11 protein-coding genes are annotated in these 15,281 nt (G+C 58.8%); 4 read left to right on the forward strand and 7 right to left on the reverse strand.

Annotation, left to right across the window (positions count from 1 at the left end; all coding sequences use genetic code 11):
* Nucleotides 1-24 precede the first annotated feature (24 nt).
* The 5 genes from BQ5361_RS02495 to ftcD all read right to left on the reverse strand — a co-directional run bounded on the left by BQ5361_RS02495 (nt 25) and on the right by ftcD (nt 7,668).
* Entirely contained in the window at nt 25-498 is a 474-nt protein-coding gene (locus BQ5361_RS02495; protein WP_035471735.1) for a hypothetical protein, read from the reverse strand.
* A 458-nt stretch (nt 499-956) separates the two neighbouring features.
* A complete protein-coding gene (hutI, locus tag BQ5361_RS02500) occupies nt 957-2,195 on the reverse strand; it encodes an imidazolonepropionase (protein ID WP_035471737.1) in 1,239 nt (412 codons plus the stop codon).
* A gap of 98 nt (nt 2,196-2,293) precedes the next feature.
* Complete coding sequence (gene hutH / locus BQ5361_RS02505; protein WP_035471740.1) at nt 2,294-3,778, reverse strand: histidine ammonia-lyase; 1,485 nt, start codon at nt 3,776-3,778, stop codon at nt 2,294-2,296.
* 103 nt (nt 3,779-3,881) lie between these two features.
* A complete protein-coding gene (locus BQ5361_RS02510) occupies nt 3,882-5,906 on the reverse strand; it encodes a urocanate hydratase (protein WP_035471743.1) in 2,025 nt (674 codons plus the stop codon).
* Between the two features lie 61 nt (nt 5,907-5,967).
* Entirely contained in the window at nt 5,968-7,668 is a 1,701-nt protein-coding gene (gene ftcD / locus BQ5361_RS02515; RefSeq protein ID WP_035471745.1) for a glutamate formimidoyltransferase, read from the reverse strand.
* Between the two features lie 523 nt (nt 7,669-8,191).
* On the opposite strand from ftcD, the gene BQ5361_RS02520 reads away from it, so the two are divergent.
* Nucleotides 8,192-8,680, forward strand: a complete 489-nt coding sequence (locus BQ5361_RS02520; RefSeq protein WP_143047477.1) for a hypothetical protein — start codon at nt 8,192-8,194, stop codon at nt 8,678-8,680.
* A 41-nt stretch (nt 8,681-8,721) separates the two neighbouring features.
* On the opposite strand, the gene BQ5361_RS02525 is transcribed toward BQ5361_RS02520, so the two are convergent.
* Nucleotides 8,722-9,876 (reverse strand): glycerate kinase family protein, encoded by a 1,155-nt coding sequence (locus BQ5361_RS02525; RefSeq protein WP_035471749.1) that lies wholly within the window; start codon nt 9,874-9,876, stop codon nt 8,722-8,724.
* 218 nt (nt 9,877-10,094) lie between these two features.
* Here BQ5361_RS02525 and BQ5361_RS02530 point away from each other — a divergent pair, with 218 nt between their 5' ends.
* From BQ5361_RS02530 to BQ5361_RS02540, 3 genes are all read left to right on the forward strand, one after another.
* Nucleotides 10,095-12,074 (forward strand): OPT family oligopeptide transporter, encoded by a 1,980-nt coding sequence (locus BQ5361_RS02530; RefSeq protein ID WP_022064117.1) that lies wholly within the window; start codon nt 10,095-10,097, stop codon nt 12,072-12,074.
* A gap of 99 nt (nt 12,075-12,173) precedes the next feature.
* Complete coding sequence (gene pepT / locus BQ5361_RS02535) at nt 12,174-13,391, forward strand: peptidase T (RefSeq protein WP_022064116.1); 1,218 nt, start codon at nt 12,174-12,176, stop codon at nt 13,389-13,391.
* Between the two features lie 78 nt (nt 13,392-13,469).
* Nucleotides 13,470-14,669, forward strand: a complete 1,200-nt coding sequence (locus tag BQ5361_RS02540; protein WP_022064115.1) for a C1 family peptidase — start codon at nt 13,470-13,472, stop codon at nt 14,667-14,669.
* 147 nt (nt 14,670-14,816) lie between these two features.
* On the opposite strand, the gene BQ5361_RS10665 is transcribed toward BQ5361_RS02540, so the two are convergent.
* Nucleotides 14,817-14,987 carry a hypothetical protein gene (locus BQ5361_RS10665; protein ID WP_154818435.1) on the reverse strand — a complete coding sequence of 57 codons (171 nt, stop codon included), beginning with the start codon at nt 14,985-14,987 and terminating at the stop codon, nt 14,817-14,819.
* Between the last annotated feature and the right edge of the window lie 294 nt (nt 14,988-15,281).

A 15,281-nucleotide genomic window follows, 5' to 3' on the forward strand; every position in this document is an offset into this window, starting at 1 on the left:
GTAGACGGCCGCAGTATTTTCCGGTTATTCGGAAAGCCGGCAGACGGTCGTTTGACCGGCGTGTGCGAAATAAGTGTCGTATGCGACTACGATACTTGCCGCACCTCCCAGCAGGCAGCCTATTATCGCCCCTTTGATGAGCACTCGCTTGACAGTGAACTTGGTGCGGCTGAAAAGCCCTGCGGCCACTCCGCCGGTGATGGCACCGAAACCGAAGCCAATGATGAGGTCGCGCAGGCAAAAGAGCGTTGTCTTGAAGTAGAACCAGAAGCCGCGGAGCCTGGGGGCGTCGTGTGCTGCCGACAGAGCCGGTGCAGCGGCGGTATCGGCCGGAATGTATTCCCTGCACTCCGTGCCGACAGGGGTGTCCGTTGCGGGGGACTCTCCGTAACCGGTATCGGTAGTGGGGGTGGCAGATGTGGATGTGTCGGCATGTGCCGGTGTGCTGGATGAAAGCGCCAGAACGAGTACGGCGCAGAAAAGGTAAACGGCTTTCATGATGGCAATGGTTTTAAGGTTCGTGAGTCGTTTCTCAAATATAATGATAAAAAACGGATATATGATGCTGCTTATCGGTTCTTTGGATTGTAGAAAAGTGTAATTTGTCTCTGTTATTGGACGCTTTCGGTTGGCTTGGTTGCTGTGGTACGCGTATTTTGTGGAGGCAATCGTTTATCGCAATGACGGGTTATGCGCCGTTCGCTGTCTTCGCTCGGAATATGAAGCGGTCATGTCGGTTGGGGTCGGCAATGAATGTGTTTTTTATCTCTCTCTTCTTTTCTGAGTTCGGCCGGGCTGATAAGGATGTGTCGTGTTCCGGATTGTCGGTAACAGTCTACAGTCCATGGTATGGGGTGGCCATCTTTTACCGACAGGATAAACAGTACCGACAATTCCGGAAACACAAACGGGGAAGCCCGAAGGGCTTCCCCGTTGTCATGATGACGACTTATGACTTACAATACCCTTTTGCCTCCGAGTATGAGCCCTGCGGTGAGGGAGGTGCCGTAAGCGTAGGGGATGAATTCGAGCGACGACACGGGCTGCGTAATCCAGAGGTTCGCCCGCTTCCCTTTGGTAATGCTGCCGTGCGACGCTTGCAATCCCATGGCGTAGGCGCCGTTCAGGGTGGCCGCATTGAAAGCCTCCTGCGGATTCATGCGCAGCTTGATGCAGGCGAGCGACACGATGAACTTCATGTTGCCGGAGGGCGACGAACCGGGATTGAAATCGGAGGCGATGGCCACGCCCAGTCCGGCATCAATCATCCTGCGGGCCGGCGGATAGTTCATGCCGAGGAAGAAGGCGGCTCCGGGCAGGATGGTCGGCATGGTCTGCGAACCGAGCAGCGCGGCGATTTCTTCTTCGCCTGTGAATTCGAGGTGGTCTACCGAGAGCGCACCGTGCGCCACGCCTACCTGGATGCCTCCCGATGCGGCGAGCTCGTTGGCGTGGATTTTCGGACGCATACCGTACTTCGCGCCGCATTCGAGCATGTGTGCGGTCTCCTCCGGAGTGAAGAAGCCGCGGTCGCAGAAGACGTCCACGAAATCGGCGAGTCCTTCGGCTGCCACGGCCGGTATCATCTCCCGGCAAATAAGGTCCACGTATTCGGCCTGTCGACCAATGTAGTCGCGTGCTACGGCATGGGCGCCGAGGAACGTGGCGCGGATGGTCATGGGCGATGCTTCGGCCATGCGGCGGATGACGCGCAGCATCTTCAGCTCGTCCTGCGTGGAGAGTCCGTAGCCGCTCTTGATTTCCGCCGCACCGGTTCCGGATTCCATCATTTGGTGCAGGCGCGGCATCGCCTCGTCGTAGAGTTCCTGTTCGGTGGCCGTGTGCAGCCGGTCTGCCGAGTTGAGGATGCCTCCGCCGCGGCGGGCGATTTCCTCGTAGGAGAGGCCGTTGATTTTGTCCACGAATTCTCCTTCGCGGCTTCCTGCATAGACGATGTGCGTATGCGAGTCGCAGAAGGCGGGCAGCACGACGCCTCCGCGGGCGTCTATCTCTTCATCGGCCCTCCCTTCGGGCAGCTCTTCCATCCGTCCGTAGGATGCGATGAGGCCCTCTTCGGCGGTCAGGTAGGCGTTCTCCACGACCTCCAGCCGGGCCATATCGGCACCCGCGATGCGGTCGCGGCCGCTCTCGTCGATGCCGGCGAGTATCCCTATGTTTTTAATCGTCAGTTTCATTGGATGTTGTTTTGCGGGCCGGAGCCCGGTTGTTTATAAATCACCGCTTCCCGTCGTTTCGGCGGAAAGCGGCGACTTGTAAAGACTATGCTGCGGCGTTACATGCCCCTGACGAACTGTACCGAACTTTCGATGTGCGGGTACATGATTTCGTCGTTGGAAATGAACGGAACACGTTTGCGGTATTCGGTGAATATCGCTTCGATTGCGGGTGACGACTTGAGGGGACGGCGGAACTCCAGCGCCTGTGCAGCGTTGAAAAGTTCGATGGCGAGTACCCGTTCGGTGTTGTTCACCACACGGTAGAGCTTGGTTGCCGCATTGGAGCCCATGCTCACATGGTCTTCCTGCCCCTGCGAGGAGGGAATCGAGTCGGCCGACGCCGGCATGCACAGTCCCTTGCTCTGGCTGACAATCGAGGCGGCCGTATACTGTGGAATCATGAAACCGCTGTTGAGGCCCGGATTGGCCACGAGGAACGAGGGCAGCCCGCGCGAACCGGAGATGAGCTTGTAGGTGCGGCGTTCGGAGATGTTGCCCAGCTCGGATACCGCGATGGCGAGGAAATCCATCGCCACGGCTATCGGCTGGCCGTGGAAGTTGCCGGCCGAGATGACGATGTCCTCGTCGGGGAATACCGTGGGGTTGTCCGTCACGCTGTTGATTTCCGTGGTGATGACGCTCTCCACGTAGTCGATGGTATCTTTCGATGCGCCGTGTACCTGCGGGATGCAGCGGAAGGAGTAGGGGTCCTGTACGTGCTCCTTGTGGCGTGCTATCAGCTCGCTGCCCTTGAGCAGCTCGCGGAAGTTGCGTGCCGTTTCGAGCTGGCCGCGGTGGGCGCGCACCTTGTGAACCGGTTCGTAGAAGGGTTCGATGCGGCCGTCGAAGGCGTCGAGCGACATGGCGCCGATTTTGTCGGCGCACTCGGACAGGCGGCGTGCGTTCACCACGCACCATACGCCGAACGCGCTCATGAACTGCGTGCCGTTCAGCAGTGCCAGCCCCTCTTTGGACTGGAGTTCGATGGGCTCCCAACCGAACTTTTTCAGCACTTCGGATGCCGGTACATCTTTCCCTTCGAATTCCACTTCGCCCAGGCCGAGCAGCGGGAGCGACATGTGGGCGAGCGGAGCGAGGTCGCCCGATGCACCCAGCGACCCCTGCTGGTAGATGACGGGCAGGACGCCGTTGTTGAAGAAGTCGATGAGCCGTTCCACGGTCGCTACCTGTACGCCCGAATGACCGTAGGAGAGCGACTGGATTTTCAGCAGCAGAATCAGGCGGACGATTTCCGACGGAACCCGTTCGCCCGTTCCGCAGGCGTGCGACATGACGAGGTTTTTCTGGAGTTCGCCCAGACGCTTCTTGTCTACCGATATGTTGCAGAGCGAACCGAAGCCGGTCGTTACACCGTAAATCGGTGCTGCGTCCTTCTCTTCGGTCTTGCTGTCGAGATAGTCGCGGCAGCGCTGGATGCGCGTGCGCGCATCGTCCGACAGTTCGAGCCTGTATCCTCCGCGGGCAATTTCGTAGGCCTGCTGCGGAGTGATGTGTGCGGATGAAATCTTATGCGTTTTCATTTGGTTGTCTTGTTACTGCTTCCTTCCGCGTGGGTCGCGGAAGGGCTGCGTTATTGATTGTGTATGTGCCGTGCGCCGGTGATGACCGGCGGAGCCGGAAACCTTACAGGTTTTTCAGTGCCTCTTCCACTACCGTGTCGTCGGCGATGTTCGGCAGCGTGACCTTCAGGCCGGGGGTGCGTTCCATTTCGCGTTTGATGGCGAACATGGCGCCCTCGTTGCGGGCCCAGCTGCGGCGTGCGATACCGTTGTTCACGTCCCACAGAAGCATCTCCTCGATGTGGCGGCGCGAGTCGTCCGAGCCGTCGATGACCATGCCGAAGCCGCCGTTGACGACCTCGCCCCAGCCGACGCCGCCGCCGTTGTGGAGCGATACCCAGGTCGCTCCGCGGAACGAGTCGCCGATGACGTTCTGTACGGCCATGTCCGCCGTGTAGGAGGAGCCGTCGTAGATGTTGGAGGTTTCGCGGTAGGGCGAGTCGGTGCCCGACACGTCGTGGTGGTCGCGGCCGAGTACGACCGGGGCGCTGATTTCGCCGCGGGCGATGGCCTCGTTCATGGCCAGCGCGATTTTCGTGCGGCCTTCGGCGTCGGCATAGAGGATGCGTGCCTGCGAACCCACTACGAGCTTGTTTTCGCCCGCCTTGCTTATCCAGAGGATGTTGTCGTCCAGCTGGCCCTGAATCTCCTTTGGAGCGGTCTTGCGTATTTCCCGCATGACTTCCAGCGCGATGCGGTCGGTCGTCGCGAGGTCTTCCGGCCTGCCCGACGTACATACCCAGCGGAACGGGCCGAAGCCGTAGTCGAAGAACATCGGGCCCATGATGTCCTGTACGTAGGAGGGATAGCGGAAACGCTTGCCGTCCGGTGCCATGCAGTCGGCACCGGCGCGGGAGGCTTCGAGCAGGAAGGCGTTGCCGTAGTCGAAGAAGTACATGCCTTTGGCCGTCAGCTTGTTGATGGCGGCTACCTGCCTGCGCAGCGACTCCTGTACGCGTCTATGGAACTCTTCGGGCTGTTCGGCCATCATCCGGTTCGACTCTTCGTAGGTGAGCCCTGCGGGGTAGTAGCCGCCCGCCCACGGGTTGTGGAGCGAAGTCTGGTCGGAGCCCAGGTCTACGTCGATGCCTTCCGCGGCGAGACGTTCCCACAGGTCGACGATGTTGCCCTGGTAGGCGAGCGATACGGCCTCTTTCTGCTCCCGTGCCTTGCGGATGCGGGGGATGAGCTCGTCCAGCGAAGTGTGCACCTCGTCTACCCAGCCTTGCGAATGGCGCGTATGCACGGCCTTCGGGTTGATTTCGGCGATGACGCTCACCACGCCGGAGATGACGCCCGCTTTGGGCTGGGCGCCCGACATGCCGCCCAGACCCGACGATACGAAGAGCATCCCGGGAATCTCGCCGCCGCCGCGCTTCTGGAGCTGCTTGCGTGCGGCGTTGAGCACGGTGATGGTCGTACCGTGCACGATGCCCTGCGGGCCGATGTACATGTACGAACCGGCCGTCATCTGGCCGTACTGCGTGACGCCCATCGCGTTATAGCGTTCCCAGTCGTCCTGCTTGGAGTAGTTGGGAATCATCATGCCGTTGGTGACGATGACCCGCGGCGCATCCTTGTGCGAGGGGAACAGTCCCATCGGGTGGCCGGAGTACATGACGAGCGTCTGCTCATCGGTCATTTCCGAGAGGTATTTCATGGCGAGGCGGTACTGCGCCCAATTCTGGAATACGGCGCCGTTTCCTCCGTAGGTTATCAGTTCGTGCGGATGCTGCGCCACCGCCTTGTCGAGGTTGTTGTTAATCATCAGCATGATGGCGGCTGCCTGCCGGCTGCGGGCGGGGTACTCGTCTATCGGCCGCGCGTACATTTCGTAGTCGGGCCGCAGGCGGTACATGTAAATCCGGCCGTAGCGTTTCAGTTCGTCGGCGAATTCGGCGGCCAGTTCCCTGTGGTGTTTGGCCGGGAAGTAGCGCAGTGCGTTCTTTATGGCGAGTTTCTTCTCTTCCGGAGTGAGTATGTCCTTCCGTTTGGGCGCATGGTTGATGGCCGCGTCGTAAGGTTTCGGTGCAGGCAGGACATCCGGAATACCGGCCCTGATGTCGTCCTGGAATTCTTTTAACGTCATGGGTGTTTCTGTTTTTGGAACCTGCGGCGGGATAACGGTGCACCCCGCCGCAGGCGGTTTGTCAATCTATTTTTTCGTGTACTATCTCCAGCACCTCTTTTTCGAGCTTTTCGGCCTCGCGTGCGATGCGTTCCGCTTCTCCGATGAGTTCTTCCGCAACGCTGCGGTCTTTGAGCCCGGCGGCGTTGATTTTCACGTTGAGCATGGCGCCGAGTACGGCCGAGCGGGCCATCAGGGCACCGACGCCGGCGTCGGATACCGAATTGGGATTGCCCTGGGCGGCCATCGCCTTCACGATGTCGAAGACCTTCACCGATGCCTTCATCGTCCGCAGGGGCACCTGCGTCGCGTAGAGCGTGGCCTCCTGAAGGGCTTTGGAGCGGGCGGCCTTCTCTGCATCGGTTCCTTTGGGCATGGCGAAGACGTCCATGATGCGGTTGAACGCTTCGGTGTCTTCATCCACGAGCATGAGCAGTTCGCTCATGAGCGCCTGCCCCTTGTCGGCCCAGTCGGAGAACTCCTCCCAGCGGGCGTCCCACCCGGCCTTGTGCGAGGAGAGGTTGGCGACCATGGTGCCCAGCGCGGCGCCCAGCGCACCGGCGTATGCCGAGATGGAGCCGCCGCCCGGTGCGGGCGATTCGCTTGCGGTCTCTTCGGCGAAGCCCTTACAGGTCAGGTCTATCAGCCGGTTTTTCTTGTTCTCCGCTTCGAGCAGGTATTCGATGACTTTCTCTTCGGGTTTGAAGGGTGCCAGGTCGCTCAGTCCCATGCTGTGGATGGCGATTTTGAGCAGCTCGCTTTCCGATACGCCCGTCGAGCGCTGCTGTTTGCGCAGGAAATATTTGCCCGCCTCGATGAGGGAGTTTCTCGGTACGAGGCCGACGATTTCCGTTCCCGTCACCCGGACGCCGCGGGCTGCCGCAGCGCGGCACACTTCATCGAACGCCACATGGAGCGGGGTCTGTTTGATGTCGGTGATGTTCATCGAAACCTGGGCCACGCCGTATTCGGGAATGAACCAGCCGATGGCCTTCGTGCCCTTGAGTGTGCCGGGTATCATAATCGTGTTGCCTTCGGCATCCTTCAGCGGCTTCCCTACGGGCGAACCGCCTTCGCGCATCGGCCGGCCCTTCTCGCGCACGTCGTATGCGATGGCGTTGGCGCGGCGGGTGGAGGTGGTGTTGAGGTTGAAGTTCACGGCGATGAGGAAGTCGCGTGCGCCCACGACCGTCGCACCGCTGCGGGCCGCCTGCTCGGTGTATTTGCCGGGGCCGAAGTCGGGCGCTTCGTTCGGGTCGGAAATCCGTTTCTCCAACCCTTCGTATTCGCCCTTGCGGCATACGGCGAGGTTGCGCCTTTCGGGGCGCTGTGCCGCCGCTTCGTAATTATAGGTCGGGATGCCGAGTTCGTCGTATATCCGTTTGGCCAGCGTGCGGGCTATTTCGGCGCACTCTTCGAGGGTGATGCCCGCCACCGGAATAATCGGCAGCACGTCCGTCGCCCCGATGCGCGGGTGCGTTCCCTTGTGATGACGCATGTCGATGACCTCCGAAGCCTTCTTCACGCCGCGGAAAGCCGCCTCGGCCACCGCTTCGGGTTCGCCCACGAAAGTCACCACCGTCCGGTTGGTCGCCTGGCCGGGGTCTACGTCCAGCAATTTGATGCCCTCCACGGAGGTGATGGCGTCGGTTATCTCCTTGATGATACCCATGTCGCGCCCCTCGCTGAAGTTGGGGACACATTCCACAAGCCGTTTGTTCATGATGTCAGTTCGTTATTTGTTTTTAAATATTGGTTTCAATCCGCCTCCAAATTTAACGGTTTTATTTTAAACCCTAAATATAAAAGGTGTTATAAAATCACATTTTTCAGGGAGGAGGCACAGTAACAGCAGATGGCCGTATTATGAAAAGTACAGACGGGTAATTTATTGATGTGCGGGTCTTAACTGTGGTTTGTGCTTTAGCGGCATCTTTCTTTTGTCGGTAATGTTATTTTGCTTATCATTGTTTAGTCTGAAGGAACCGGGGATTGTAGAAAAATCACATGAACTTGTATGTTGTCTTTTTGTATTGTGGGGCGCAGTTGTGTAAAATGAATTGTTGCCCTATATCGAAATACCGATGGAGCATCATCCGGAAGAGCAATCGTTCTCTTTCCGATTTCCGGATGGTTTCCCGATAGATTATGTAGCGTGGTTGTCTTATCGGCGGTATGGTGTGGAACACATGACGCCGGCTCTTTTTTCAAATTATAGAGAAACAATGAATTAAAAACAGTGCGTTATGGGAACGAGACGAAATCGGTGTTTGTTGTGGGCGGTGCTGTGTGCGGCGGCGCTCGTTGCGGGTTGCGACAAGCGGCCGGCACCGCAGGAGGAAGAGGGCGGAAAGGGAGAACATGTCGATTATGTTTGCACATCCTGTTATCGTTATGTGAACGGGACATCCGAGCCTGTAACCGTGGAATTTCATTCCGCGCAGTACGACCTGACGCCCCCGCCTGTAGAGGAGGCCTTTACGGTTGCCGTTGGCGGACGTCATGAAGTTAGTTTTGCCGGATTCGGCCTCTTTCCCGGGCCCTTCTGCCTCGGTGATGATACGTGGGTGAAGGTGTCGCAGGGGGAGCGGGAGTTCGTGCAGCGGGCGGGGGATGAGTCGGCTTTTCTGCTCGATTCGACCGCATATGAACGGCTCGAAGGAGACCGCCTTACCCGCGTGTACGAGTATCGTTTCACGGACGATGATTTTGCAGGGGCGGAAATCATCGATTGACAAGTAAGCGTCCGATTGGAGAAGCGCCGGCGGTGCGGAAGTTATTTGGTCAGCAGATAACCGAATACTTCCGCGCTGAGGTGTGCGAGGCTTTCGGCGGGGCGGGTGAAGGCTTCGTGCCGCGGAACGCGGTCGGTCAGGGCGAAGAGAGCCGATATGCCTGCCGGGGCGAGGATGTCGGCGGTCATATCCTCTCCGCGCGAACCGCACAGGACGATGGTCGGTATGCCGTGGGCATGTGCGAACGAGGCTATATGGCCGGCTACCTTGCCGTGGAGACTCTGGCTGTCGAACCGCCCCTCGCCGGTGACTGCGAGCGCAGCCTTGCGTATGGCCGCGTCGGTACCGGTCAGCGCGGCAATGGAGGCCGCACCGGGGATGAAGTCGGCTCCGCAGAAAGTTTTCAGCGCCCAGGCGATGCCGCCCGCAGCACCGCTTCCGGCTACCGCGCGGCAGTCGTGCCCGGTCGCCGCTGCGGCTTTCGCGGCGAAGTGTTCCGCTCCCGCTTCGAGTAGGGCGACCGCAGCCGCGTCGGCCCCTTTCTGCGGCGCGAAAACAGCCGCAGCTCCCTTCGGACCCGTCAGCGGATTGTCCACGTCGCACAATACCTTGAACCGGCACCCTTGCGTAAGGTGGTAGAGGGGGGCCGTGTCGATGGCATCGAACCGTATCAGGTCGCCGCCGGCGGGGTAATCGATAAGGCGGTTCTGTCCGTCGAGAAAACGGCATCCCAGCGCGGCGAGCATGCCCGCGCCGCAGTCGCTCGTCGCCGTACCGCCCACCGCGGCAATTAGCTCCGTACAGCCTGCCTCGATAGCTTCGCGCATGACTTTTCCCACTCCGTAGGAAGTCGTCCGGAGAGGGTTGCGTTCCCCTCTGTCCAGCCGGTAAAGCCCGACGGCGGAGGCGGCCTCCACGGCAGCGTACTTTCCGCTGTTGCCCGGGAGTACGGCATAGGCCGACTGCACGGGGCGCATCAGCGCATCGAAAGTCTCCACCGGATGGTATTCTCCTTCGTCCCCGGCCAGAATGCCGAGGCTCCCTTCGCCTCCGTCGGCCATGGGTTTCAGTACGAGGCGCACGTCGGTGCGGCCTGCGCGGCGGGCCGCACGGTCTATTCCGTCGGCAATGGCTCCGGCTGCTTCGGCTGCCGTCAGCGTGCCTTTGAATTTGTCGGGTGCTATGACTATCTCCATTTCTCGTGCGTCGGTCCTTTGGAACCGTTTACAGGACTTGCAGCTCAAAAGTAACGAAAAAAAACGCATGGCCGGTTCGTCCGCACCGCGTTGCGGCCAATTGCCGGGTCGCCGGAGGCAGCCGCTTGCGGTTTTCATGGAATATATTCGTATATTTGCTCACCTTACGGAAAGGTGCCGTAAGGTGAGGCGTGCGCACTGAACTAAATTTAAATCATATGGAGGAAAATCAACAGAACTACTCTTTGCCCGACAATGCCTACACCGAGCTGAAGCCGGGCGAATCGTACAAACCCATCCTGCCCGCCGGCTCGAAGCCGAAGGAGGTTACCCCCTATTCGGTTACGATGGGGCTCATCATGGCCATCCTCTTCTCGGCGGCTGCGGCTTATCTTGGTCTGAAAGTGGGGCAGGTGTTCGAGGCGGCCATACCGATAGCGATTATCGCCGTCGGCGTGGGCAACATCTTCGGAAAGAAGAACACGCTCGGACAGAACACCATTATCCAGTCCATCGGCGCAAGCTCCGGGGTTATCGTCGCCGGAGCTATTTTTACGCTTCCGGCACTCTATATTCTGGGGCTGGAGGCGCAGTTCTATCAGATTTTCCTTTCGTCGCTTTTCGGCGGCCTGCTCGGTATCCTGCTCATTATACCGTTCAGGAAATATTTCGTCAAGGACATGCACGGAAAGTTGCCTTTCCCGGAAGCCACCGCGACTACCGAGGTGCTTGTGTCGGGCGAGAAGAAGGGCAATCAGGCCAAGGTGTTGGCTGTCAGCGGGCTCGTGGGCGGTCTGTATGACTTCATCGCGAGCAGCGTAGGGCTCTGGACGGAGACCATCTCGACGCGGGTACTCACCTGGGGCGAAATGATAGCCGATAAGTTCAAGGTGGTGTTCAAGGTGAATACGGGCGCGGCGGTGCTCGGCCTCGGTTATATCGTGGGGCTGAAATATGCCGCGTTCATCTGCGCCGGTTCGTTCACCGTCTGGTTCGTGCTCATCCCGCTCATCAGCTACTTCGCACCCGGCATGACGTTGCCCGTAGGCGAGGGTATTCTGCAGACGGTGGGGAACATGACGCCCGAGGAGCTCTTCTTCAACTACGGCCGTCCGCTCGGTATCGGCGGTATCGCCATGGCCGGTATCATCGGCATCATCAAATCCTCGAAAATCATCCGTCAGGCGCTGGGGCTTGCCGTTAAAGAGCTCAAAGGTAAAAAGAATGTGGAAACGCGCGAGCGGACCGAACGCGACCTGCCCATGAAGACCATCCTGTCGGTGCTGATTGCCGTACTTGTGGCGGTGCTCTTCTTCTTCCAGTTCGGTGTATTGCACAACTGGCTCTTCACGGTCATTTCGCTGCTGCTGGTCTTTATCATCTCGTTCCTCTTTACGACGGTGGCGGCCAATGCCATCGCCATCGTGGGGTCCAACCCGGTGTCGGGCATGACGCTGATGACGCTCATCCTCACCTCGCTCGTGCTCGTGAGCGCGGGGTTGAGCGGAACGAGCGGCATGACGGCGGCCATGATAATCGGCGGCGTGGTGTGCACGGCGCTCTCCATGGCCGGCGGCTTCATTACCGACCTCAAGATAGGCTATTGGATAGGGGTGACGCCCGCCCGGCAGGAGAAGTGGAAATTCCTCGGTGCGGCCGTATCGGCGGCTACGGTGGCCGGTGTCATGATGCTGCTTAACAAGACTTATGGTTTCGGCCCAGACAGCCAGCTCGTCGCACCGCAGGCGAATGCCATGGCGGCGGTCATCAAACCGCTGATGGAAGGCGGTGCCACGCCGTGGATGCTCTATTTCGCAGGTGCGGTATTCGCGCTGATACTTACTATGATAGGCGTTCCGGCACTGGCGTTTGCGCTCGGCATGTTCATCCCGCTCGACCTCAATACGCCGCTCCTGATAGGCGGGCTTATCAGTTGGTTCGTTTCGACACGCAGCAAGGATGCTGCGCTCAACAAAGCCCGCAAGGACCGTGGAACGCTTATCGCATCGGGTCTGATTGCCGGCGGAGCGCTCATGGGTGTCGTCAGCGCCATTCTCAAATACCTGAACGTAGACTTGATGCTTACCTCGTGGTACGGTACGACCGGTTCCGAAGTGGTAGCCATCCTCGTCTATGTCGCGCTGATTGCCTATGTCGTATGGGATTCCAAGCGGGCCAAGCCGGAAGTTTCGGAATAAATACGTAAATTTGCATACGGACGTCGGCGTATTCGTGCGGTAGGGTTGCCGCACGAATACGCTGCGTCAAGGAAAACAGTATAACCAAAAAAGATGCATATGGAATTGCTTGAAAGATTCCTGAAATACGTCGGCTTCGATACGCAGAGCGACGAGAACAGTACGACTTTCCCTTCGACCGAGAAGCAGAAGGTGCTGCTCGCCTGTCTGGCCGAGGAGATGAAGGCGCTCGGCCTGCAGGAGGTGGAGATGGACCGTTACGGCTATGTCATGGGGACGATTCCTGCGACGCCGGGTTATGAGGACCGGCCGGTGATAGGGTTCATATCCCATGTGGATACGAGTCCCGACATGAGCGGCAAGGATGTGAAGCCGCAGATTATCGAACATTACGACGGCGGGGATATCCGGCTGAACGATGCCGTGACGATGACCGTGGCCGAATTTCCGGAGCTTCCGCTCTTCAAGGGGCAGACGCTCATCGCCACGGACGGGACGACGCTGCTCGGTGCCGACGACAAGGCGGGAGTGGCCGAAATCATGACCGCTGCCGAATACCTTATGTCGCATCCGGAGGTGAAGCACGGGAAGATACGCATCGGTTTCACGCCCGACGAGGAGATAGGACGCGGGGTGGACTATTTCGACGTGACGCGGTTCGGTGCGCAGTATGCCTACACCGTGGACGGCGGTTACGAAGGCGAGCTGGAGTACGAAAACTTCAACGCCGCTTCGGCCCGTTTCGAGGTGCAGGGGAAGAACATCCATCCCGGTTCGGCGAAAGACAAGATGCTGAACGCCCTGCAGGTGGTGTGCGAGATAAACGCCATGCTTCCGCCCGTACAGCGTCCCGAACATACCGAAGGGTACGAGGGTTTTTACCATCTGGTGGGCATCGGCGGCAGTGTGGAGGCGGCCGAATCGAGCTACATCATTCGCGACCACGACCGGGCGAAATTCGAACGCAAAAAGGCTTTCGCGCAGGAGGTGGCCGATTTCCTGAATCGCAAGTACGGCGAGGGAACGGTGAAGCTGACGCTGAAGGACCAGTATTACAACATGCGCGAGATGGTGGAGCCGCATCCGCAGGTAATCGCCAAGGCCGAGCAGGCCATGCGTATGGCCGGTGTGGAACCGTTGGTGAAGCCCATCCGCGGCGGTACGGACGGTTCGCGTCTCTCCTACATGGGGCTTCCTTGTCCGAACCTGTTCACGGGCGGTATGAACTTCCACGGCAAATACGAGTATGCATCGCTCGACACGATGAAGAAAGCCATGCAGACCATCATCAACCTGGCCGGCCTCTGGGCCGAATAGGATGGCCGTGCGGTGGTTGCGGAACGGCAGGCATGTACGATTTATTTACCAATCAATAAAAAACAACAGACTATTGGAATGAAGAGATTTTTTGTGACGGCGGCCGCCCTGTTGGCGGCTTTCAGCCTCGGTGCCCAGACGCCCGACAAGGAGGAGGTGAAGACTCCCTATGAGTTTACGGCAGTGAAGGATATCCCCGCTACCTCCGTCAAGGACCAGTACAGCAGCGGTACCTGCTGGAGTTTTGCCGGCATCGCTTTTCTGGAGAGCGAACTGCTCCGTACCGGCAAAGGTGATTACGACCTTTCGGAGATGTGGATAGCGCGCCATGCCTATCTCGACAAGGCCAAGAAGTACACCCGCATGCACGGCAAGGCCGAATTTTCGCAGGGCGGTGCGACGCACGACGTATTCAACGTGATACGCGAATACGGCATTGTGCCCGACGAAGTCTATACGGGCTTGCAGTACGGTACCGACAACCACCAGCACAGCGAGGTGGAGGCTGTCCTCAAAGGATATATGAAGGGCGTAGTGGCCAATCCGAACGGAAAACTTACCCCCGTATGGGCCGACGGGCTCGACGGTATTCTCGATGCCTATTTCGGGGAGCTGCCCGAAACGTTCGTTTACAACGGCAAGGAGTACACGCCTCAGAGTTTTGCTGAGGAGCTGGGCCTGAATATGGACGATTACGTTTCGTTCACTTCGTTCACCCACCATCCTTTCTATACGCAGTTCGCGATGGAGGTGCCCGACAACTGGGCCTGGGGCTTGTCGTGGAATGTGCCTCTCGATGAGTTCATGGCGATTATCGACAATTCGCTGGAGAACGGCTATACGGTCGATTGGGCTGCGGATGTCAGCGAACCCGGTTTCCAGTATTCCAAAGGCTTTGCAGTGATTCCCGCCGGTGTAGGCGAAGATGCCCAGAACACCGAGTGGTCGAAGTGGGAGACCATGTCGGCCAATAGCCGCAGGAACATGATTGCCAATGCGACGGAGCCCATCAAGGAGATGGAAATCACACAGGAGCTCCGCCAGCAGGGATACGATAACTACGAGACGACCGACGACCACGGCATGCTCATTACCGGTCTTTACAAGGACCAGAACGGCAACACTTTCTACAAGGTGAAGAATTCGTGGAATACGGACAACATTTACGACGGTTATTTCTTCGCTTCCGCACCTTTCGTGGCGTACAAGACGCTCAACATCGTGGTACATAAGGATGCCGTACCGAAGGATATCCGGAAGAAGCTCGGTATCAAGTAGGTTTGCTGCGGACTTCGTGCCGCATGAATGCGCCATCCCCGGAACAATGGTTCCGGGGATGGCTGTTTTTTGTACCGGGAGAACCGACGGGCGCATGTGACCCGTATCGGGAGCGTGGGCGGGCGGAATCAAGAGTGCGTTCGCCCGTCAAAAGCTCACGTAGGTTGCGACATGGTAGTATTCGTATCCGTATGGTTCGGCGGTGTGCCGGACGAGTATCATCGTATCGGCCGACATCTCTTCCACCCGATAGGTGCGCTCGTCTCCGGCCTCGGTGTAGTGGATTGTCAGCGTCGTCTCTTCGGACGGTATTTCCATCGAACTGCCGAAACGGAGGTAGTTTCCTCACCGTTGGAATATTCGCCGGGCGGTGTAGTACCGGTATGGTCGTCGCGGAACAGATAGGTGGCGTCGAAATCGTCTGCCTTGTCGCTCCATTCCTCCAAATAATCTCCGCTTCGTTCGTAACCCTGCTCCGTTATCAATTGCCAGGCGGTATCGGTGAGGACGTTCTCGTCGTTGCTGTCGCCGGTCGGAGCCAGGGCTTTTCCGCGTACTGGAAAAAGCGGTCGAAGTCCGAGGTGATGGGCGGGGCAGACCGAAAAGAGAGAA

This window comes from Tidjanibacter massiliensis (assembly GCF_900104605.1).
Lineage (GTDB): Bacteria > Bacteroidota > Bacteroidia > Bacteroidales > Rikenellaceae > Tidjanibacter > Tidjanibacter inops.